21 protein-coding genes are annotated in these 22,011 nt (G+C 60.1%); 10 read left to right on the forward strand and 11 right to left on the reverse strand.

The window, feature by feature from the left end:
* Positions 1-95: 95 nt before the first annotated feature.
* Together ACNPAA_RS03215 and tkt are read right to left on the reverse strand one after the other, a co-directional pair.
* On the reverse strand, positions 96-491 hold the full coding sequence (locus tag ACNPAA_RS03215; RefSeq protein WP_408809209.1) for a hypothetical protein: 396 nt from the start codon (positions 489-491) through the stop codon (positions 96-98).
* A gap of 418 nt (positions 492-909) precedes the next feature.
* On the reverse strand, positions 910-2,901 hold the full coding sequence (tkt, locus tag ACNPAA_RS03220) for a transketolase (RefSeq protein WP_039040146.1): 1,992 nt from the start codon (positions 2,899-2,901) through the stop codon (positions 910-912).
* Between the two features lie 340 nt (positions 2,902-3,241).
* On the opposite strand from tkt, the gene metK reads away from it, so the two are divergent.
* The 7 genes from metK to ruvX all read left to right on the forward strand — a co-directional run bounded on the left by metK (position 3,242) and on the right by ruvX (position 8,913).
* The gene (gene metK / locus ACNPAA_RS03225; RefSeq protein ID WP_010673869.1) at positions 3,242-4,393 is read left to right on the forward strand and encodes a methionine adenosyltransferase; all 1,152 of its coding nucleotides are present in this window, start codon (positions 3,242-3,244) and stop codon (positions 4,391-4,393) included.
* Between the two features lie 68 nt (positions 4,394-4,461).
* Positions 4,462-5,001, forward strand: coding sequence for a SprT family zinc-dependent metalloprotease (locus tag ACNPAA_RS03230; protein ID WP_109112953.1), 540 nt, complete (start codon positions 4,462-4,464; stop codon positions 4,999-5,001).
* A gap of 73 nt (positions 5,002-5,074) precedes the next feature.
* Positions 5,075-5,767 (forward strand): endonuclease, encoded by a 693-nt coding sequence (locus tag ACNPAA_RS03235; protein WP_039040144.1) that lies wholly within the window; start codon positions 5,075-5,077, stop codon positions 5,765-5,767.
* Positions 5,768-5,896: 129 nt separating this feature from the next.
* Positions 5,897-6,628 carry a 16S rRNA (uracil(1498)-N(3))-methyltransferase gene (rsmE, locus tag ACNPAA_RS03240; RefSeq protein WP_042015589.1) on the forward strand — a complete coding sequence of 244 codons (732 nt, stop codon included), beginning with the start codon at positions 5,897-5,899 and terminating at the stop codon, positions 6,626-6,628.
* Between the two features lie 119 nt (positions 6,629-6,747).
* Entirely contained in the window at positions 6,748-7,698 is a 951-nt protein-coding gene (gene gshB, locus ACNPAA_RS03245; protein WP_268451780.1) for a glutathione synthase, read from the forward strand.
* Between the two features lie 154 nt (positions 7,699-7,852).
* The gene (locus tag ACNPAA_RS03250) at positions 7,853-8,407 is read left to right on the forward strand and encodes a YqgE/AlgH family protein (RefSeq protein WP_010673864.1); all 555 of its coding nucleotides are present in this window, start codon (positions 7,853-7,855) and stop codon (positions 8,405-8,407) included.
* Positions 8,408-8,490: 83 nt separating this feature from the next.
* Entirely contained in the window at positions 8,491-8,913 is a 423-nt protein-coding gene (ruvX, locus tag ACNPAA_RS03255; protein ID WP_010673863.1) for a Holliday junction resolvase RuvX, read from the forward strand.
* Here ruvX and yidZ read toward each other — a convergent pair.
* The 4 genes from yidZ to ACNPAA_RS03275 form a co-directional block, all read right to left on the reverse strand.
* The gene (yidZ, locus tag ACNPAA_RS03260; RefSeq protein WP_319895012.1) at positions 8,910-9,950 is read right to left on the reverse strand and encodes an HTH-type transcriptional regulator YidZ; all 1,041 of its coding nucleotides are present in this window, start codon (positions 9,948-9,950) and stop codon (positions 8,910-8,912) included. The genes ruvX and yidZ overlap by 4 nt on opposite strands.
* Positions 9,951-9,960: 10 nt before the next feature.
* Positions 9,961-11,127, reverse strand: coding sequence for an MdtL family multidrug efflux MFS transporter (locus ACNPAA_RS03265; protein ID WP_319895013.1), 1,167 nt, complete (start codon positions 11,125-11,127; stop codon positions 9,961-9,963).
* A gap of 292 nt (positions 11,128-11,419) precedes the next feature.
* Positions 11,420-12,571, reverse strand: a complete 1,152-nt coding sequence (gene blaMOX / locus ACNPAA_RS03270; protein ID WP_319895014.1) for a CMY-1/MOX family class C beta-lactamase — start codon at positions 12,569-12,571, stop codon at positions 11,420-11,422.
* Positions 12,572-12,750: 179 nt separating this feature from the next.
* A complete protein-coding gene (locus ACNPAA_RS03275) occupies positions 12,751-14,181 on the reverse strand; it encodes an alanine/glycine:cation symporter family protein (protein ID WP_042880806.1) in 1,431 nt (476 codons plus the stop codon).
* A gap of 724 nt (positions 14,182-14,905) precedes the next feature.
* Between ACNPAA_RS03275 and tal the strand changes: the two genes are divergently transcribed.
* Together tal and ACNPAA_RS03285 are read left to right on the forward strand one after the other, a co-directional pair.
* Complete coding sequence (gene tal, locus ACNPAA_RS03280; RefSeq protein WP_010673859.1) at positions 14,906-15,856, forward strand: transaldolase; 951 nt, start codon at positions 14,906-14,908, stop codon at positions 15,854-15,856.
* A gap of 180 nt (positions 15,857-16,036) precedes the next feature.
* Positions 16,037-16,216 (forward strand): DUF3545 family protein, encoded by a 180-nt coding sequence (locus ACNPAA_RS03285; protein WP_010673858.1) that lies wholly within the window; start codon positions 16,037-16,039, stop codon positions 16,214-16,216.
* A gap of 96 nt (positions 16,217-16,312) precedes the next feature.
* Here the strand turns inward: ACNPAA_RS03285 and ACNPAA_RS03290 are convergent, their stop codons facing one another.
* Together ACNPAA_RS03290 and ung are read right to left on the reverse strand one after the other, a co-directional pair.
* A complete protein-coding gene (locus tag ACNPAA_RS03290; protein ID WP_041212588.1) occupies positions 16,313-16,858 on the reverse strand; it encodes a hemerythrin domain-containing protein in 546 nt (181 codons plus the stop codon).
* Positions 16,859-17,018: 160 nt separating this feature from the next.
* The gene (gene ung, locus ACNPAA_RS03295; RefSeq protein WP_010673856.1) at positions 17,019-17,699 is read right to left on the reverse strand and encodes a uracil-DNA glycosylase; all 681 of its coding nucleotides are present in this window, start codon (positions 17,697-17,699) and stop codon (positions 17,019-17,021) included.
* A gap of 613 nt (positions 17,700-18,312) precedes the next feature.
* Between ung and grcA the strand changes: the two genes are divergently transcribed.
* Positions 18,313-18,693 carry an autonomous glycyl radical cofactor GrcA gene (grcA, locus tag ACNPAA_RS03300; RefSeq protein WP_010673855.1) on the forward strand — a complete coding sequence of 127 codons (381 nt, stop codon included), beginning with the start codon at positions 18,313-18,315 and terminating at the stop codon, positions 18,691-18,693.
* Positions 18,694-18,773: 80 nt separating this feature from the next.
* On the opposite strand, the gene ACNPAA_RS03305 is transcribed toward grcA, so the two are convergent.
* From ACNPAA_RS03305 to ACNPAA_RS03315, 3 genes are all read right to left on the reverse strand, one after another.
* Complete coding sequence (locus ACNPAA_RS03305) at positions 18,774-20,057, reverse strand: dicarboxylate/amino acid:cation symporter (RefSeq protein WP_417891586.1); 1,284 nt, start codon at positions 20,055-20,057, stop codon at positions 18,774-18,776.
* Positions 20,058-20,343: 286 nt separating this feature from the next.
* Entirely contained in the window at positions 20,344-21,198 is an 855-nt protein-coding gene (gene kdsA / locus ACNPAA_RS03310) for a 3-deoxy-8-phosphooctulonate synthase (protein ID WP_368203854.1), read from the reverse strand.
* Positions 21,199-21,209: 11 nt separating this feature from the next.
* Positions 21,210-22,010 (reverse strand): SirB1 family protein, encoded by an 801-nt coding sequence (locus ACNPAA_RS03315; protein WP_041212584.1) that lies wholly within the window; start codon positions 22,008-22,010, stop codon positions 21,210-21,212.
* Position 22,011: the final 1 nt, after the last annotated feature.

The following is a 22,011-nucleotide window of genomic DNA, read 5'->3' on the forward strand; positions in this document are numbered from 1 at the left end:
CACCGGCTTAGGCCGGTGTCTTTTTATATTTTTGTTGACCTACAACCCAATTGCCTATTATGAATAGCTTCACTTACCTATGATTATTTCCATCCTTATCTATTTTTTATCACAGAATTATTAGCTAACTCTGGAGCAAGTGATTCATAAAAATCAACTGGTCCTTTAGTTATTACCTTTGAAATAACTGCTATTCTTTCAGGCTTGATATTAGGCCCATATGCGATGATCTCACGAGTAACCTCTATATACTCTTCGAGATATCCCTCTGCTTTAGAAAGCCCTAACACTTTAAGTGTCATCCTTGCACGACGAAGTGCTTGGTTATTATTTACAATTGCTTTCCTTGCCGCATCCATATCAATTCCACCGTCTAGATTTCTGACATGGTTACTTACCGCGGTAGCATAGGTTCCGATCAAATGCTCAAACTCAGTTATATCTCTTGCTGCTTCAATAATTAGGGAAGGTGCTAACAAGTCACTTGGCACAAAAACACACCATTCTAAATTATTGATATTAAATGGCTAAACTTTTTAGTTTTGGCTCATAGGGTACTTATTCGCACCTTCCTTAGCTCTTGACGCCGCCTCATCGCATCTTTTCGGTCTTCATTAGAATGATTGAGCTTAGTGATGAAGTAGGTAGATAGAGCACCAATTACTCCACCAAGAACAGTTCCCATGATAGGGAATCCGACTTTAACTATATCAGTGTAAAGTTGAATTTCTTCCTGCGTCATTTTGCCCTCATGCCTATAAATTATATGATTAGCAAGAATACTATTATTTAACGCTACAGAAGTGAATCTTATTTCCCATAGTCGTTAATTTTTATACACCAATAACATCCAATAAAAAGCGCCTCCCAAGGGAGGCGCTTTTCAGTTCTATACAAAGCAATTAGCTATTACAGGGACTCTGCGGTCGCCACCACATTTTCCACGGTAAAGCCGAATTCCTTGAACAGCAGCTCGGCCGGGGCGGACTCACCGAAGGTGCGCATGCCGATGATCTTGCCGCCAAAGCCCACGTACTTGTACCAGTAGTCGGCGATGCCCGCTTCGATGGCCACGCGCTTGGTGACGGCGGCCGGCAGGACGGACTCCTTGTATTCGGCGGACTGGGCATCGAACACGTCGGTAGACGGGATGGAGACCACGCGCACGGCACGGCCCTTGGCAGTCAGCTGCTCATAGGCGGCAACGGCCAGTTCCACTTCGGAACCGGTGGCGATCAGGATCAGCTCCGGGGTACCGGCGCAATCCTTCAGCACGTAACCACCCTTGGCGGCATCGGCCAGTTGCTGGGCGGTGCGGTCCATCTGGGCCAGGTTCTGACGGGAGAAGATCAGGGAGGTCGGGCCGTCGGTACGCTCGATGGCGTGTTTCCAGGCGATGGCGGACTCTACCTGGTCACACGGGCGCCAGGTGCTCATGTTAGGGGTCAGACGCAGGGAGGCGATCTGCTCGACCGGCTGGTGAGTCGGACCATCTTCACCCAGACCGATGGAGTCGTGGGTGTAGACGAAGATGGCGCGCTGCTTCATCAGGGCGGCCATGCGCAGGGCGTTGCGGGCGTACTCCATGAACATCAGGAAGGTGGCGCCGTAGGGGATGAAACCACCGTGCAGGGCGATGCCGTTCATGATGGCGGACATGCCGAACTCGCGCACGCCGTAGTGGATGTAGTTGCCTGCGGCGCTCTCGGGAGTCAGGGACTTGGAGCCGGACCACATGGTCAGGTTGGACGGCGCGAGATCCGCAGAGCCGCCCATGAATTCCGGCAGCAGCTTGCCAAAAGCTTCCAGGGAGTTCTGGGACGCTTTACGGGTCGCGATCTTGGCCGGGTTGGCCTGCAGGGTTTCGATGATCTTGGCGGATTCAGCAGCCCAGTTGGCCGGCAGCTCGCCAGTGGTGCGGCGCTTGAACTCGGCAGCCAGGGCCGGGTGAGCGGCTTCATAGGCGGCGAACTTGGCAGCCCAGTCGGATTCGAGCTTGGCGCCCTTTTCCTGACCGTTCCACTCGGCGGCGATGTCGGACGGGATGACGAACGGCGCGTGGTCCCACTTCAGGAAGGCACGGGCGGCGGCGATCTCGTCATTGCCCAGCGGTGCGCCGTGGCAGTCGTGGGAGCCGGACTTGTTCGGGGAACCGTAACCGATGATGGTGCGGCAGCAGATCAGGGTCGGCTTGCCGGTCTCGGCCTTGGCGGCTTCGATGGCAGCGTTGATGGCTTCCGGGTTGTGACCGTCAACGGCCGGGATGACGTGCCAACCGTAGGCTTCGAAGCGCTTGGGAGTGTCGTCGGTGAACCAGCCTTCTACGTGACCGTCGATGGAGATGCCGTTGTCATCCCAGAACGCGATCAGCTTGCCCAGACCCAGGGTGCCGGCCAGGGAGCAGGCTTCGTGGGAGATACCTTCCATCAGGCAGCCGTCGCCCATGAAGGCGTAGGTGTAGTGGTCGACGATGTCGTGACCCGGCTGGTTGAACTGCTCGGCCATGGCCTTCTCGGCGATCGCCATGCCCACGGCGTTGGTGATGCCCTGACCCAGCGGACCGGTGGTGGTTTCAACGCCCGGCGCATAACCATACTCCGGGTGACCCGGGGTGCGAGAGTGCAGTTGGCGGAAGTTTTTCAGATCGTCGATGGAGAGGTCATAACCGGAGAGGTGCAGCAGGGAGTACAGCAGCATGGAGCCGTGGCCGTTGGAGAGAATGAAACGGTCGCGGTCGGCCCACTTGGGGTTGTTCGGGTTGTGTTTGAGGTGGCTGCGCCACAGCACTTCAGCAATATCCGCCATTCCCATGGGGGCGCCCGGGTGACCGGAGTTGGCTTTTTGAACGGCATCCATACTCAATGCACGAATGGCATTGGCAAGCTCTTTACGAGAAGGCATCTGTATCTCCTGCGATTGCTTCATTTGATGGCCAAGATTAAGGCGCGTTATTGTCCCAGCAGGGGGCGCGGCGTGCAAATATTATCTGGGCGAATAAAGTGGCTTTGGGAGCACAATCGCTTTTCTGGGCGGGGAAAACGATTCAATCCGCCCCCTGCCTTACCTCCATGGAGGTGGATCCCTTCCCCATCCCGCCCCGGGCGGCTCCACCCCCAAATAGTGCTGGCAATCACCGGATGGCCTATTTAAAATAGACGTCCAGATGTAGATACCTCTACAGTCATCCTGTCATTATCCGGTTATGGCCAAGGCGATAACCCTTACGAATCGAGAACCAAACATGGCAAAGCTGTTTACTTCCGAGTCGGTCTCCGAAGGCCATCCCGATAAAATCGCCGACCAGATCTCCGATGCGGTGCTGGACGCCATCCTGCAGCAGGACACCAAGGCGCGCGTCGCCTGCGAAACCCTGGTCAAGACCGGCATGGTGATGGTAGCCGGCGAAGTGACCACCTCTGCCTGGGTCGACATCGAACAGATCGTGCGCGACACCGTGCGCGAGATTGGTTACACCCACTCCGACATGGGCTTCGACGCCGACTCCTGCGCCGTGCTGAACGCCATCGGCAAACAGTCTCCGGACATCAACCAGGGCGTCGACCGTACCGACCCGCTGGAGCAAGGTGCCGGTGACCAGGGCCTGATGTTCGGCTACGCCACCAACGAAACCGACGTGCTGATGCCCGCGCCCATCACCTACTCCCACCTGCTGGTGAAGCGTCAGGCAGAAGTGCGCAAGAACGGCACCCTGCCGTGGCTGCGTCCGGACGCCAAGAGCCAGCTGACCTTCGCCTACGACGACGCAGGCAAGATCCTGGGTGTCGATGCCGTGGTGCTCTCCACCCAGCATTGCGACTCCATCAGCCACAGCGATCTGGTGGAAGCGGTGCGCGAAGAGATCATCAAGCCGGTGCTGCCGGCCGAGTGGATCAACAAGGACACCAAGTACTTCATCAACCCGACCGGCCGTTTCGTCATCGGCGGCCCCATGGGTGACTGCGGTCTGACCGGTCGCAAGATCATCGTTGACACCTACGGCGGCATGGCCCGTCACGGTGGTGGCGCCTTCTCCGGCAAGGATCCGTCCAAGGTGGACCGCTCCGCCGCCTACGCCGCCCGCTACGTGGCCAAGAACATCGTGGCCGCAGGCCTCGCGGATCGCTGTGAAGTGCAGGTCTCCTACGCCATCGGCGTGGCTGAGCCCACCTCCATCAGCGTCGAAACTTTCGGCACCGGCAAGGTGGCCGAAGCCCTGCTGGTCAAGCTGGTGCGCGAGTTCTTCGAGCTGCGCCCCTATGGTCTCATCGAGATGCTGGATCTGAAGCGCCCGATCTACCAGGCAACCGCCGCTTACGGCCACTTCGGCCGCGACGAGTTCCCCTGGGAGAAGACCGACAAGGCCGAGCTGCTGCGCGCTGCCGCTGGCCTGTAAGGCTCGAGGTTGTGATAGAAGGGGAGCCTGGCTCCCCTTTTGCTTTTGTGTCCTGTCCCGAGGATCCCATGCCTGCCACTGCCACCCGGCTTGACCCCGCCCTCATCGAGACGCTGCTCGCACGCGTCGATGCCTGCTTTGTGCAGGCCGAAACGCGTCTTGGCCGCACCTTCCCCCGCCCGCAAGTCCACTGCAACATGCGGGGCCGGGCGGCAGGGTCTGCGCGGCTGCAAACCTGGGAGCTGCGTTTCAATCCGGCGCTCTATCAGGCCAATCAGCAGGCGTTTCTCAGGGAAGTGGTGCCCCACGAGGTGGCGCACCTGCTGGTCTATGCGCTCTGGGGAGAGGGGCGCGGCAAGAGCAGAGTACTGCCCCATGGCCGCCAGTGGCAGTCGGTGATGCGGGAGCTGTTCGGCCTCGAACCCAGCACCACCCACAGCTTCGATCTGGGGGTGCTGGCCCAGCGTACCTTCGTGTATGCCTGCGCCTGCCAGCAGCATCCCCTCTCCGTGCGCCGCCACAACAAGGTGATGCGCGGCGAGGCCCGCTATCACTGCCGCCGCTGTCGCCAGCCCCTGGTGTGGCAGCGCGACACGACGGCGGATTGAGTCACCCCGTGTCGCGCTCCTGTGATAGGGTGCGCGCTTACTTCATTCAACTGTCTCATTGCCAAGGATATTCATGTTTCGCCCTCTGCTCTCCCTCTGCCTGGCCCTGCTGGTCAGCGCCCCGGCTCATGCCGACAACATCCAGACCTTTCGCGCCGCGAAGCAGGATCTGAACAAGCTCTACCAGAGCCACCCCGTCACCTTCTACTGCGGCTGCAACATCAAGTTCAGCGGCAAGAAGATGGCCCCCGACTGGGAGAGCTGCGGCTACCTGCCGCGCAAGCAGGCCGAGCGGGCCTCCCGTATCGAATGGGAGCACGTGGTGCCCGCCTGGGAGTTCGGCCACCAGCTCCAGTGCTGGCAGGACGGGGGTCGCAAGAATTGCGGCAAGAGCGACGAGTTCAACAGGATGGAGGGAGACATGCACAACCTCTTCCCTGCCATCGGCGAGGTGAACGGCGATCGGGCCAACTTCCGCTTCAGCGACTGGAACGGCAAACCCAACCAGTACGGCAAGTGCCAGATGCTGGTGGACTTCAAGGAGCGCCAGGTGCAGCCGCCCAAGGGGCCGGTGCGTGGCCAGATCGCCCGCGCCTACCTCTACATGAGCCAGCAGTACGGACTGCGTCTGGCGGCCCAGCAGCGCAAGCTTTACGAAGCCTGGGACAGGCAGTATCCGGCTGATCGCTGGGAGTGCGAGCGCAACCGCCGTATCGGCAAGCTGCAGGGCAATACCAATCCCTTCATTGAAAAGCAGTGCCAATAACCCCATTTGACCAGGGAGGGGGAACGTCCCCCTCATCCTGAATCCCTACACTCTCTGTCTCGCGAGCCTTGCTCGCCGCCGTGCAGTAGGGTATTGAAGGGTTTCCAAGCAAGAGACTGACTATCTGCCATGCGCATTCCACGTATCTATGAACCGGCCGGCCTGCAGGTTGGCCAGACCCTCGCCCTGTCGGAAGACGGTGCCAATCACATCGGCCGCGTGCTGCGCATGCAGCCGGGCCAGCAGCTCGAGCTGTTCAACGGCGACGGCCACCAGTACCCCGCCACCATCACCAGTGTGGGCAAGAAGTCCGTTGAGGTGACCATCGACAGTTGCGAGACCCGCTCGGTGGAGTCCCCCCTTGCCATCCACCTGGGTCAGGTGATCAGCCGCGGCGACAAGATGGACTTCACCATCCAGAAATCCGTGGAGCTCGGCGTCACCTGCATCACGCCCCTCTTCTCCGAGCGCTGCGGCGTCAAGCTGCCCGCCGATCGGCTGGAGAAAAAACGCGAGCAGTGGCAAAAAGTGGTGATCAGTGCCTGCGAGCAGTGCGGTCGCAATACCGTGCCCGAGGTGCGCATGCCGATGGAGCTGGACGCCTGGCTGGCGGAAGAGACCCAGGAGCTCAAGCTCAACCTGCACCCGCGCGCCCCTTACAGCATCAACACCCTGCCCATCCCCGAGCACGGCGTGCGCCTGCTGATCGGCCCGGAAGGGGGCTTGTCCAGCGACGAGATCGCCCGTACCGTGCAGGAAGATTTCAAGGAGATGCTGCTGGGGCCGCGGGTGCTGCGTACCGAAACCGCCGCCCTGACGGCGATTACTGCGCTTCAGTGCCGCTTTGGCGATCTCGCTTGATACTATCTGGCGGTGTCGATAAGCCGCGTGGCGCATCAAAGCAAGGCTGCCTCAAACGGCCGATTACGCTGCGCTAATCGACCCTACAACCCCATCGAGCCATTAGGAAGGAAACTCGGATGACCATTAAACTCGGCATCGTGATGGACCCCATCTCGGCCATCAATATCAAGAAGGACTCCAGCTTCGCCATGCTCGAAGAGGCGCAAAAGCGCGGCTACGAGCTGTTCTATCTGGAGATGAAGGATCTCTACATGGAGGCCGGTCGCGCCTTCGGCACCATGCGTCCGCTCACCGTCAAATATGACTATGCCGACTGGTACACGCTGGGCGAGGTGGTGGATCAGCCGCTCTCCAGCCTGGACGTGATCCTGATGCGTAAGGATCCCCCCTTCGACACCGAGTTCATCTACGCCACCTACATGCTGGAGCGGGCCGAGGATGAGGGCTGCCTCATCGTCAACAAGCCCCAGAGCCTGCGCGACGCCAACGAGAAGCTCTACACCGCCTGGTTTGCCGAGCACACCCCGACCACGCTCGTCACTCGCAGAGCCGACAAGCTGCGGGCCTTCCACGCCAAGCACAAGGACGTCATCCTCAAGCCGCTCGACGGCATGGGCGGCGCCTCCATCTTCCGCATGAAGGAGGATGACGCCAACGTCGGCGTCATCATCGAGACATTAACCTCTCACGGCAGCCAGTACTGCATGGCGCAGACCTATCTGCCCGCCATCAAGGATGGCGACAAGCGGGTGCTGGTGGTGGATGGCGAGCCGGTACCTTACTGCCTGGCCCGCATTCCGGCCCAGGGTGAGACCCGTGGCAACCTGGCGGCCGGTGGCCGTGGTGAGGCCCGCCCCTTGAGTGAAGCGGACTGGGCCATCGCCCGCGCGGTAGGCCCGACGCTGAAAGATAAGGGGCTCATCTTCGTCGGCCTCGACATCATCGGCGATCGCCTGACCGAGATTAACGTCACCAGCCCGACCTGCATCCGCGAGATTGAGGCGGCCTTCGACGTCTCCATCACCGGCATGCTGATGGACGCCATCGAGCGCCGACTGGGCCGCTGACCCCTTCGTTGCCGCGGCGAGGAAACACACACAAGGGGCCGTGAAGGCCCCTTTGACTGCCGCCCTCCTGTCGGCAAAAAGCGGTTTTGCCCGCCGCCATCAACTGCCATAATCACCCCAAATACCTTTGCACGCTAAGAGATACATACGCTCCATGCAAACACTGCAAAATCACTTTCTGCTCGCCATGCCGAGCCTCACGGACGCCTATTTCCAGCGCTCCCTGGTCTATCTGTGCGAACACAGCAGCGAAGGCGCCATGGGACTGGTGGTCAACATTCCGGTCGACATGTCCCTGGACGCCATGCTGACCAAGCTCAACCTCAATCCCCCCGCCACCGCCGAGATGAAACAGCCGGTGTTGCAGGGGGGCCCGGTGCACGGGGATCGCGGCTTCGTGCTGCACAGCTTCCGCCCGGGCTTCAACTCCACCCTGCAGGTGAGCGACGAGATGATGGTCACCACCTCCAAGGACATTCTGGAGACCCTGGGCACCGACGAGGCGCCGGACCACTGGCTGGTGGCGCTCGGTTACGCCGGCTGGAGTGCAGGCCAGCTCGAGCAGGAGCTGGTGGATGGCGCCTGGCTGGTGATCCCCCCCAATCCCAAGCTGGTCTTCGATACCCCCATCCACCTGCGCTGGCAGCAAGCCGCCGCGAGCATTGGGGTCAACCCCCTGCACCTCTCCAGCCAGGTGGGCCATAGCTGACACCCCGGCCCTCCCCCCACAAGCAGGGGGAGACAGGGAGGGGTCTTCCCCCTTCATTTATCCATCCATTTCGAGGAGACCCCATGTCATCACGCAGCATCATGGGCTTTGACTACGGCACCAAGAGCATCGGTGTCGCCATCGGCCAGGAGCTCACGGGCAGCGCCCGCCCCCTTCGCTCCCTCAAGGCCAACGACGGCATCCCCAACTGGGACGAGATAGAGAAGCTGATCAAGGAGTGGCAACCGGATCTGCTGATCGTCGGTCTGCCGCTCAACATGGATGGCACGGACCAGGAGATCACGGTGCGGGCTCGCAAATTCGGCAATCGCCTGCACGGCCGCTTCGGCAAACCGGTGGAGTTCAAGGACGAGCGGCTCACCACCACGGATGCCCGCGCCCGCCTGTTTGAACGTGGCGGCTACAAGGCGCTGGACAAGGGGAGCGTGGACGGCGTCTCCGCCCAGCTCATCGTCGAAGCCTGGATGGAAGAGCAGTACGACTAAACCGGGGAGCCTCCTCCCCCTTGCTTCTCTTTCACCGCCCCGCTCCCCATGGGCCCGCCCCAGGCAAAACGCGTCATCCCCGCCGCGGCCAGGCCATAGAGCCGCCGGATCTCCCCCCGCAACCACATCACCTTGGCATCCTGATTGTGGCGCTTGTGCCACAGCAGGATGAAGGCGATCTCCAGCTGGGCATAGAGAGGCTCTTCCAGCGGCAACGGCATGGGGATGAGGTCGGGGTGGTGTCTGGCGGCATAGTCCGCGCAATATGAAGGCACCACGGCGATCAGCTCGTGGCTCTTTTGGGCGGCGATGTGCAGCGCCTGCTCGAAGCTCGCCACCATGATGGGCACCTGCCGCCTGTGGCCTTCGTCCTCCAGCAGATCATCCAGTGCCCAGCTGTCGCTGGCCTCCCACACCACGCTCACCTGGGGGCAGGCCAGAAAGCGGGTCAGCGACCACGTCTGCCCGAGCAAGGGGTGATCCTTGCGCAGGAACACCACGGGACGATCGCAAAACAGCACCTCGTGATCGATGTAATAGGGCAGCCGGTTGACCCTGGCATGGGAGCGGCCGTGGGTCTCCCGGGCGCAGAAGCCGAGATCCGCCTCCCCGTTGACGATGTCGTTGAGGGAGTGGTGATCCCAGCCCAGCATCCTGACCACGGAGTGGGGGTACTTCTGGTAGATGGTCGTGGGCAGCTCGCTCAGGAAGCTGATACCGAAGGGAGACTCCATCACCAGACTGAAGCGGGCCCCCTCGGGGATCGCCTCGCTGTTGAGGGTGCTGATGCTCTCGGTGAGCTGGAACCAGGTCTTGAGCTCCTCCGCCAGGGTCAGGGAGAGATTGGTCGGCTGCAAACCCTGGCGCACGCGCACGAAGAGGGGATCCCCGAACCAGTCCCGCAGCTTGCCAAGCGCCTTGCTCACCGCCGACGGGGTGACACACAGCTTCTTGGCCGCCCCCGCCACGCTGCGCTCCTGCATCAGGTGCCTGAAGACCACCAGCAGGTTCAAATCGAGTTCACCCAGATTGCGCATCGCGTCTCTCCTATCCCCGAGCCCGGACTCGCCGTACCGCACGCCATGGTAGCAGCACCTTGACCACCAGGTAACCGAGCAGCGCCAGCAGGAGTGCCAGGATCAGCATCCAGAGCGCAGGCATCCCCAGATGGCCCATCCCCCAGATGAAGAGCCCGGACAACCCTATCTGCATGATGCAGAGCAGGGCACTGGCCGATGCCACCTGATCCCCGCACACATCCAGCGCCTCCCCCATCGCCACCCCGAACCCGCAGGAAAACCCGATGCAGACCAGGGCACACCCCGCCAGCAGCCAGGACAGGCCGCCTTCGGGCCCACTGCTGCACAACAGGGCGAGCAAGGCCAGCAGGTAGGCGAGGTGGGAGAGCGCCAGCACCCTTGCCTTGCCGAGCCAGCGCAGCAGCAAGGGGGTCAGGAAGGAAGCGGACATGCTCACCCCGGCCATCGCCATCATCAGCCGGGTGTACTGCTCGGGAGGCAGGCCGAACGTGGTCATCAGGACGAGGGGCGAGACGCTCACATAGACCAGGATGGCGGTCACGCTGGCGCTGGTCAGCAAGGCGCGCTGCATGAAGGGGGCCGTGCCCAGCAGGGCCAGCGGCGATGCCCCCGCAGGCTGGCGGGCGGGGCGGGTCTCCTTGAGCAGTCGCAGGTTGACCATGGCACTGATGGCGGCCACCAGCGCCATGCCCACGAAGATGCCGCGCCACTCGAAGTGCGACAGGATGAGATAACCGAGTACGGGAGCCAGCACCGGAATGACGCAGATCACGCCGTTGATGAGGGAGAGAGCCATCGCGAGGCGCGCATGGCTCAGCACATCCCGCAGCACGGTGAAGGTCATGATGTAGAGCGCTCCAGCGCCCACCCCTTGCCAGAAACGCCCCAGATAAAACTGGGCGATGCCGGTTGCCTCCGCCGCCACCAGGGAGGCGACCACGAAGATGAGGGTGCCCCCCAGTACCACGGGGCGCCTGCCATGGCGATCCGCCAGCATGCCCCCCGGCAGCACGGTAGCCGCCATGCCCAGCAGATAGATGGAAAAAGCGGTGTGGATCTGCGCCTCGCCCCCCTGCAGGGTTTGCGCAATGCGGGGCACGGCCACCAGGTAGAGATCGATCCCGAGGGGATAGAGGATGATCATCAGAAAAGTACACAGCAGAAACATACCCATGAAGGCTCCATAGCAGCAGGTTTCACCATCACAGGTGCGCTGTCAGCGAGATTGACAACTCAATCCTGCAAAAGCAGAGGAAGATGCCGGGCACTATAGAGCGGGCGGCCTGCCGGGGCCTAGTGACGAGATGGCACTCGGTGGATGCCAATCCGGACATCTCCCGCAGGAGAGGCCCGCATTGGCATGCTCATCGACCCGCCCCCTGCCAGGTCGCGCTTGAGGGGTCGGGTCCGAGGTAACGGGCACGCCGCGATGCGACGTGCCCTCAAGGCTCAGCGAAGGCGCACCATTACCTGGCCAGTTTCGTCAGGATGGCGTGAGCCGCCTTGATGCGCGCCTCGTTGGGGTAGTTGCGATTGGCCAGCATGACGACGCCGATCCCTTTGGCCGGCACGAAGGCCACATAGGCCCCGAAGCCGTTGGTCGAGCCGGTCTTGTTGAAGAGCACAGGGTGCCCTGTTGCAGCGGGCGCGGGCGCCGCCGGGTTCGCATTGTAAATCATCGCCGGGGAGTTGCCCGCCAGCAGCGTCTGCTCGCTGACGGGATAGGCGTAACGCTCCCAGCCCAGTCCCTGGGTCATCTCCCCCACCGCATACTGGCCCTGGTGAGTCAGATCGATGGCCTGCTGCATGGCCGCATTATCCACCCCGCTGATGTTGGCCTTCACAAAGCGCAGCAGATCCGCCGAGCTGGTCTTGATGCCGTAGGCCTCGTCCGCCAGCATGCCGGGAGTGACGCGGATCGGCTTGTCCTCCTTCGAGTAGCCGTAGGCGTAGTGCCCCATGGCCTGCTCGGGCACAGTGAGGTAGGTATGATACAGGCCAAGCCCCGGCAGGATCGTCTGCTCCATCAGGCGATCGAACGGCTGCTTCATGCTGCTCGCCGCCAGATAGCCAAAGAGCCCGATGCTGGGGTTGGCGTACTGGCGATGGGAACCCGGCGAGTAGGCTGGGGTCCACTGGCGGTAGTAGGCCTGCATCTTCTCGAGCGAATCCACCTCCTCGGGGAATTGCAGCGGCAAGCCGCCCGCGCTGTAGGTAGCCAGCTCCCCCATGGTGATGTTGTCAAAGGCGGATCCCTTGAGCCAGGGGGCGAACAGACTCGCCTTGTCATCGAGCTCGAAGCCCCCCTGCACCACGGCGTAGGCCCCCAGCGTCGCGGTCAGGGTCTTGCTCACGGAGCCTATCTCGAACAGGGTCTGCTCGCTGACACCGACCGCGCGCTCCCGATCGGCCACACCGTAGTTGAAATAGTGGGCCTTGCCATCCTTGAGCACGGCCACCGCCATGCCCGGGATCCTGTGCTCCTTGAGCAGCGGCCGGATGCTGGCATCCACCACGGGGCGCAGGGGATCGGTCGCCGCCTTGTCACCGGCATGAGCCAGACCGGCCCACATCAGGGTGGCCAGAGCGCCCCACAGGATGGATTGTCGTTGTTGCATTGCATGTCTCCTGACTGTCGTTAGCAAGGTATCGCCATGGCGGCGAGTGATGAACCCAGCATAGTCCCGCGAGGTGTGCTGCCGATGAGGCTCTGTGAAGTCGGTGTGAAGCCGCCCCCTCTTTTTACCCATGAAAAAGGGGAGCCATGGCTCCCCTTCAATCACCTTGCAACGCAGGCTTATTTCTTGCCCGGATTGTCCCAGATCCCCTCTTCCAGCTGGCTGCGCAGCTCGGGGTATTTGTTGGCATCGAAGGTCGGCACGCGGCCCACCTTGAGCTGGTCGTTGTAGTCCTTGGCCAGCTTGATGGCGACGCCGGAGAGCAGCAGGATGGCCACCAGGTTGACGATGGCCATCAGCCCCATGGAGACATCCGCCAGAGCCCACACGGTCGGCAGTTCGCCCACGGAGCCGAACATCACCATGCCCAGCACGAACATCCGGAACAGCATCAGGCCACCCTTGTGGTTGTGCTCGAGGAACACCAGGTTGGTCTCCGCATAGGAGTAGTTCGCCACGATGGAGGTGAAGGCGAAGAAGAAGATGGCCGCTGCGATGAAGATGTTGCCACCGCCGCCCACCTGGGAGGAGAGCGCGCGCTGGGTCAGCTCGACACCGGTCACGCCGGAACCCGGCTCGAACTGGCCGGACATCAGGATGATGGCGGCAGTACAGGTACAGATGACGATGGTATCGAGGAAGACACCCAGCATCTGCACATAACCCTGGGAGGCCGGGTGCGGCGGATAGGGGGTTGCGGTGGCGGCAGCATTGGGGGCAGAGCCCATGCCCGCCTCGTTGGAGAAGAGGCCGCGCTTGATGCCGTTGATCATCGCCTGGGAGATGGCATAGCCCATGGCGCCGGAACCTGCCTGCTCGATGCCGAACGCAGACTTGATGATGAGGGCGAAGATACTCGGCAGCTCGCTGATGTTCATGAACACCACGAACAGCGCCATCAGGATGTAGGCCAGTGCCATGAAGGGCACCACCAGCTCGGCAAAGCGGGCGATGCCACGAATGCCGCCGAAGATGATGAGACCGGAGAGCACCACCAGGGCCAGACCGCTCACCCAGTCAGGGATGCCGAAGGCGACGTTCATGGCCAGGCTGATGGAGTTGGCCTGCACCGCGTTGAACACCAGACCGAAGGCCAGCAGCAGGCAGAGGGAGAAGACCACCCCCATCCAGCGCATGCCTAGGCCGCGCTCCATGTAGTAGGCGGGGCCGCCGCGGTAGTTGCCATCCTCATCCTTGACCTTGTAGAGCTGGGCCAGGGTGCTCTCCACGAAGGCGGTGGCCATGCCGATGAAGGCGATCAGCCACATCCAGAAGACGGCGCCAGGGCCACCCAGATAGATGGCGACGGCCACACCGGCCAGATTGCCCGTCCCAACACGGGCCGCCAGGCTGGTACACAGAGCCTGGAAGGAGGAGATGCCGGCGCTGTCGGATTTGCGACTGTTGCGCAGGACCGAGAACATGTGGCCGAAGTGGCGGATCTGGATAAAGCCCAGGCGGAAGGTAAAGAAGATACCGACCCCGATCAGCAGGTAAATGAGCACGGCTCCCCACATCAGGTCGTTAATCATTGCAATCAAGGTGTCCATAATTCTCTCGTTGTTATCACATCCATGGCCAGTCTGCGCTGACCGCTCTCTGTCAATTTCCGAACCAGCATTGCGCCGAAGGGGCGGAATCTAGCATAGCGAGGGAATTCAGAATAGTGACAGGGCTCACTGGGGAGACAAAAAACGAGCAATTTGATGCAAAAAAGCTTCATTTAGCACGCAATAAATCAACAAAAATTGATGTGCAACCCAGCCCCTCACAAATTAGAGCCAATAGAGAACCATTTTACAACTCATCCCATGGGGGTAAAAACCGCTGAGCGAAACGACATCAGGGAGACAAGCGTTTGCCTCTCATGCCTCATCGGCAAGGGGTTGTAACGCAAAACGTTTTACACGTAATTAAATTTCAAGTAGCTGACAGAACTATTTATGTGACCTCCCGCACAAATTCATGAATCCACCAAAATAATTGCGCTTTTCCATGTCGGAGCCAGCCGCCACACCATGAATAAAACTCGTTTTTTATCAAACACTTTCACTCGACAGCCGGTACCGCTTTCACCACCTGGCTGATTCGCATACAAGCCCCCCTATTGCAGGATGCGCCACATCCGTATTAATTAGGCAGGCAATGACGATGGGGCCTGCCCATCGCCCCTTTCTGAGCCTGAGCCGCCGGGATCTTGTAATTTAATTTCAGAACTGCCGTCTCATGCCCACCACCCTGGGATTGCTCCCTCATAAAGAGATGATATTTGCCATGGCCGATAAATTGACCCAGCTGAAAGCCCTGACCACAGTGGTTGCCGATACCGGCGACATCGAAGCCATCAAGCGCTACCAGCCCATCGATGCCACCACCAACCCCTCTCTGGTACTCAAGGCCTCCGAAATCCCCGAGTACGCAGCCCTGATCCAGGACGCCATTGCCTGGGCCAAATCCCAGAGCCAGGACAAGGCACAGCAAATCATCGACGCAGGCGACAAGCTGGCGGTCAACATCGGCCTCGAAGTGCTGAAAATCGTTCCGGGCCGCATCTCCACCGAAGTGGACGCCCGCCTCTCCTTCGACACCGACGCCAGCATCGCCAAGGCCCGCAAGCTGATCCGCCTCTACAACGAAGCCGGCATCAGCAATGATCGCATCCTGATCAAGCTGGCCTCCACCTGGGAAGGGATCCGTGCCGCCGAGGTGCTGGAGAAAGAGGGTATCCAGTGCAACCTGACCCTGCTGTTCTCCTTCGCCCAGGCCCGTGCCTGTGCCGAAGCCGGCGCCTTCCTCATCTCCCCCTTCGTCGGTCGCATCCTCGACTGGTACAAGGCCAAGAACGGCCGTGACTACACCGCCAGTGAAGATCCGGGCGTGGTCTCCGTCACCGCCATCTACAACTACTACAAGCAGCACGACTACCCGACCGTGGTCATGGGCGCGAGCTTCCGCAACACCGGCGAAATCCTGGAACTGGCCGGCTGCGACCGCCTGACCATTGGCCCCGCTTTGCTGGAAGAGCTGAGCAAGGCCGAAGGCACCGTGGTGCGCAAACTGGACTACACCGGCGAGCGCACAGCCAAACCGGCCCCGATGACCGAAGCCGAATTCCGCTGGGAGCTGAACCAGGACGCCATGGCCGTCGAGAAGCTGGGGGAAGGCATCCGCCTGTTCGCCATCGACCAGGGCAAGCTGGAAACCATGCTGGCAAGCCACCTGTAAGGCCGCTCGCCACACGGCTCTCACAGAGCGAAGTGGCGCTGCAAAAACCGGGCTCCCGAAAGGGCAGCCCGGTTTTTTTGTGCCTGTTTCCGGTTGTCACAACTTCGTCATAAAAACGTTTTATTTTCAAAGGCGTCGTGTTATACGGATGGTGAAAACCATAAAACCAAGGAGGGAGCCATGGACATGTTCAACTTCGATTTTGACGAGGTCGTTGAGCTGGGTTCACGTAGCCGCGGGACAACGGGAAAAAAACGCAAATGGCGTGAGATTGAGGCGCTTAAAGACAAGCACCGCCTGCAAAAGGAGCTGCAGGCCATCGACATCGCCTATGAAGGATCGGACGACCTGGAGCTCTGATACGCCCACGTCGCCCATGTTTCACTCCAGCGAGTGGAGCCATAAAAACAGCGCCCCGGATTGACCGGGGCGCTGTTTTTATGGGTGAACCTCCTGTCAGGCTGCAGGCAGTGAGAGCTGTTTGGCCAGCGCCTGGAAGTGCTGGCTTACCTCCGCTCCGAACAGGGGATCATTGATGGCTCGGTTCTGCCAGAGCTGTTCGAGATGACGCCAGTCATCCTCGGTCAGGGAGTCGCGCAGATGGGGGAAGATGACCCCTTCCTCATAGTTCATGTGCGCCTCCTGCTGCTCGATGAACTGCTCCAGACGGGCCACGAACTGATCCAGCGGGATGACCGCATCCATCAGGATCATCTCCACCATCTCCTTGAGCTCGGTCCCTGCATCCAGCAGACGGGCGTGCTCCTCGTGCAGCCGGTTGGCCACTTCCCCCTCCACCACCCTGTATTTCAGGTAGTAGTCATAAATCATGTCTTCCTTCGGGTGGTGGTACTTGTCGGATACCTCGCGCAGATAATCCACCACATCCCGCAGCAGGAAGTAGCTCACCGGCTGCTCATTGCGAATGGCCGCCAGCTTTTGCTTGAGCAGCGTCAGCAACCGGGTGATGTTGAGGTGGTCCTTATGCAGACTGGATAACATGGGCACTCCTTGCACTGAAATGAGAAAACGTCTGTCTCGAGTATACGGTCATTTATTGCCTGAACTTTGCACTCAATCAAGTCGGATGCAGACAGCGGCTGCACCAGCCTCTCACCACAGGGGGCACAGGGGACACCATTTCCCCTGTGCATTTACGGCGTCAGGCCGCCGGATCGGCGCAGACCGAGAGCCAGTCGATGGGACTGCGTCCCTGCTGGACCAGCAGGCGATTGGCCTCGGAGAAGTGGCCGCAACCGATGAAACCGCGATGGGCAGAGAGCGGGCTGGGATGGGGGGCGCTCAGCACATGGTGGCGCGACCGGTCGATGAAGCGCCCTTTCTTCTGGGCATGAGCCCCCCACAGCAGGAAGACGACTCCCTGGCAATGGGCATTGATCCGCTCGATGACCCGATCGGTAAAAGTCTCCCACCCCAGGTGGGCGTGAGAGTGCGCCATGCCCGCCTGTACCGTCAGCACCGTATTGAGCAGTAGCACTCCCTGTCTGGCCCAGGATTCCAGGAAGCCGTGATTGGGTGTGACAAAACCCGGCAGATCCCGCTGCATCTCCTTGTAGATGTTGACGAGGGACGGCGGCGTGCGCACTCCGGGCAAGACGGAGAAACAGAGGCCGTGCGCCTGGTCCGGGCCGTGATAGGGATCCTGCCCCAGAATCACCACCTTGACGTCATCCAGCTCGGTCAGTTTGAAGGCATTGAAGACCTCGGTCGCCGGGGGATAGATCACCTTGCCCGCCTCCCGCTCGGCCCTGACGGTGGCCAGGGTGTCCATGAAATACGCCTGCTCTTTCTCCGAACCAATCACATCTTTCCAGGTCAGCACACCCGTCTCCTCTCGTTGCGAATCCACTCCTTCCATCCTGGCTGGCATGCCAGCCTCTCCCTCTCCCCATTCCCCGCCTTCTGTCCAGCTTGGCACCGCTATCTCCTCGGTCAATAGAGCAAGGGGCTCAGGATAGGGTCCTCGCCCCCAAGACGCAACCGCATGGAGGTCAGGCTCAGCCTGGCCAGCCTGGGAAGTGGCGGCGGCGTTCACGGGCAATGACCGGGGCTGCGTCGACACAGGAATAACAGGATGTCCTTCGGACAAGCCTCATGGGCAGGCCGGTTTTCGCTGACGCCAGAAATAAACCCTAAAGGTGTAGTTAAATTACTAGATATGAATAATAAAAAATGCATAATTCATATATCTTACAAAAACAGAAAAATGATCTGTTTTTGATTCAACTCAATGATTTAATCCCTTTTAATGCGTGCAAAATGGGGTTTTATTGATTTGGATCAATTTTCGTAATATTACCGTCGTGGTATATATGGCCCCAACGAAGTAAAGGTGTAAGGCAGGCCCCGTTAAATCATTCCTTCCAAGAGGTGGTTTAAAAACATCAGGGTAATGTGCTTACCGTTGAATCCGCTTTCCTATGAGGAGTCATACCATGATCAAGGGCATCCAAATCACCCAGTCCGCCAACGCCGCTCTGCTGAACTCTTTCTGGCTGCTGGACGAAGAGAAACAACAGGCTCGCTGCATCTGCGCCAAGGGCGACAGCTTTGCCGCCGATCAGGAAGTCAGCCTCTCCGACCTGGGTCAATTCGAATACCGTGAACTGCCGGTTCAGCAAGAGCCTGTGGTCGAAGGGGGTCAGCACCTGAACGTCAACGTACTGCGCCGCGAGACCCTGGAAGACGCCATCGCCAACCCGGAAAAATACCCGCAGCTCACCATCCGCGTCTCCGGTTACGCCGTGCGTTTCAACGCCCTGACCCCGGAGCAGCAGCGTGACGTGGTCACCCGCACCTTCACCCAGAGCCTGTAAGGCGCCCTGCGTAAAGAGATTAAAAAAACGGCCCCCTCGGGCCGTTTTTTCATGGGTGATGATCGCCGCCGGAACCTGGGTCAGCTTCGCAGGTCCACCGGCATGACCGCCACAGGTTTCGCCAGGGCGTCCTGCATGGTGGCCTCGTCGAGCTGATCGCAGTAACGGGCCACCACCAGGGTCGCCACCCCGTTGCCAATGAGGTTGGTCAGGGCGCGCGCCTCCGACATGAAGCGATCAATCCCGAGGATCAGCGCCAGCCCGGCCAGCGGCAGATGCCCTACCGCCGAGATGGTGGCTGCCAGCACGATGAAGCCACTCCCCGTGACTCCGGCCGCCCCCTTGGAGGAGATGAGCAGCACCACCAGCAGGGTGAGCTGATGGAACAGGTCCAGCGGGGTGTTGGTCGCCTGGGCGATGAAGACGGCGGCCATGGTCAGATAGATGGAGGTGCCGTCCAGGTTGAATGAGTAACCGGTCGGGATCACCAGACCCACCACCGATTTCTTGCAGCCCAGCGCCTCCATTTTCACCAGCATGCGCGGCAATACGGATTCCGACGAGGATGTTCCGAGCACGATCAACAGCTCTTCCCGGATATAGGCAATAAAGCGCACAATGCTGAAGCCATTGGCTTTGGCGATACTGCCGAGCACCAGAAAAATAAACAGCAGGCAGGTCAGATAGAAGCTAGCAATTAATTGCCCCAGCTGAACCAAAGAACCAATACCGTATTTCCCTATGGTGAATGCCATGGCGCCAAATGCCCCGATCGGCGCCAGTTTCATGATCATGTTGATGATGCCGAAAATAACCTGGGAGAAACCATCGATGATATTGAAGATGGGTTTTCCCTTCTCCCCGATATGATGCAGGGAAAATCCGAACAGGACGGCAAACAGCAACACCTGGAGTATATTGCCGCCGGCAAAGGCACCGATGACGCTGGCCGGTATCACATCCAGCAGGAAGGGAATTATCCCCTGGGACTGGGCCTGATCCGCATAGACGGAGATGGCGCTGGCGTCGAGTGAGGAGGGATCCACATTCATACCGGCCCCCGGCTGCAGCACGTTGACCACGCACAGACCGATGATCAGGGCCAGGGTGCTCACCACCTCGAAATAGATGAGCGCGATGGCCCCCGTCTTGCCGACTGCCTTCATGCTCTCCATGCCGGCGATCCCCGTCACCACGGTACAGAAAATAACGGGGGCAATGATCATCTTGATCAATTTCACGAAACCATCGCCGAGGGGTTTCATATCGGCGCCCAGGCTCGGATAGAAGTGCCCCAGCAATATTCCGATGGTGATGGCCAATATCACCTGAAAGTAGAGGCTGCTGACTATTTTCTTGTGCATGCTCAACGTCCTGTTAATTAATTGACACGGGCGATGGCAAAAAACGCGTGCAGGGATCCGCGGCGAGACAGTTCACACCTCTCACCCGGTTCATGCCATTTCGCCATTCCGACGGCGGCACTTTCACACGTTATAAGAATCAATTTAGCGACATCAATCACACAATATATTTAACATCATTAACACCACAGCAACCTTGCAGTAATGACCATGAAGCGGCGCCATGTGAAGACGGAAGAAATAAAAATGCCCCGCAGAGCGGGGCATTTTTCAACCTAAGCCTGGATCAGACCGAAGTATCGAGGGGCTCGAAGCCCTTGACGAGATCGTCGATGGCCTTCATCTGCTTGAGGAAGCCTTCCAGCTTCTCCAGCGGCAGAGCGCTCGGGCCGTCGCAGCGGGCAATTTTCGGATCCGGGTGGGATTCGATAAAGAGACCGGCGAGGCCCACCGCCATGCCGGCACGGGCCAGCTCGGTCACCTGCTCGCGGCGACCGCCGGAGGCCGCTCCCAGGGGATCACGGCACTGCAGGGAGTGGGTGACGTCAAAGATGACCGGATAGCCGCCGGTGCTCTTCTTCATGACGCCCAGACCCAGCATGTCCACCACCAGGTTGTCATAGCCGAAGTTGGCACCGCGCTCGCAGAGGATCAGGCGATCGTTGCCACACTCCTCGAACTTGTCGGTGATGTTCTTCATCTGGCTTGGGCTCAGGAATTGCGGCTTCTTGATGTTGATGACGTTGCCGGTGCGGGCCATGGCCTCCACCAGATCGGTCTGGCGCGCCAGGAAGGCGGGCAGCTGGATGACGTCGACCACCTCGGCGACCGGTTTGGCCTGATGGGGCTCATGCAGATCGGAGATCACCGGCATGCCGAAGGTCGCTTTCAGCTCCTGGAAGATCTTCATCCCCTCTTCCAGACCCGGGCCGCGATAGGAGTGGATGGAGGAGCGGTTGGCCTTGTCCCAGCTCGCCTTGAACACGAACGGGATGCCGAGCTTGCTGGTCACTTCCACGTACTTCTCGCACACCGCCATCGCCATGTCGCGGGATTCCAGCACGTTCATGCCGCCGAACAGCACGAAAGGTTTGTCGTTGGCGACGTCGATCTGGTTGACCTTGATATTCTTCTGTTCCATCTCAGGGATCCTTAATGGAGGGGCTTGGGACTGAGGTCCAGGGTGGCCAGCTGGGTTTTCAGCACATCGGCCACGGGATCATCAGGGCATTGTTCAATAAAGTATTCGAAATCGTCGGCGGCAAAGCGCGGGCAATCGAGTTGCTCATAGATGAAGCCCCGATCCCGCGTCTCCAGCGGATCGCCGGGCTTCATGCGCAGCAGCAGCTCGCTGCAGCGCAGCGCCTCCGTCATGCGCTCCTCGCGCAGCAGGGCGCCCTTGCTGACATTGAGCAAGCGCTCGATGATCTCCCACTGCCCCGATGGCTGCAGATGATCATCGCTCAGACTCGCCAGGTTGCCGAGGGCACCGCGCAGCAGCAGTTCGATGCGGTGCCGGCTCAGTTCATCACCGTTGAAGGGGTCCACATAGACCTCCCCGTCCAGACCGGCAAAACTCAGGAGGAAATGGCCGGGGAAGCAGATCCCCTCCACATCCAGCCCTATCTTGCGACCCAGCTGGATGAGGAGGATGCCGAGACTGACCGGGATCCCCTTGCGCCTTGCCAGCACCTGGTCCAGATCGCAGTTGGCGGACGAGAAGTAATCCTGCCAGTCGCCACGAAAGCCCAGGGTCTGGTAGAAACCCTGCAACAGCTGACGGCGCACCTCGTCGCAGTCTCCCTCGGCAATCGTTTCGTCCAGCCAGGCATCGAGGCGGGCAAGCTCGGCCTCTCCCGTGCCGCCATGGCCCCGGATCTCGTCGCTCACCGACAGCGCCAGCTCGGCCAGATCGTGAGCCTCGAAGTCGGTCCACTCATCCACACGTATCATC

The sequence above is a fragment of the Aeromonas sp. PS2Canimalfood6 genome (assembly GCF_048276795.1).
Lineage (GTDB): Bacteria > Pseudomonadota > Gammaproteobacteria > Enterobacterales > Aeromonadaceae > Aeromonas > Aeromonas caviae.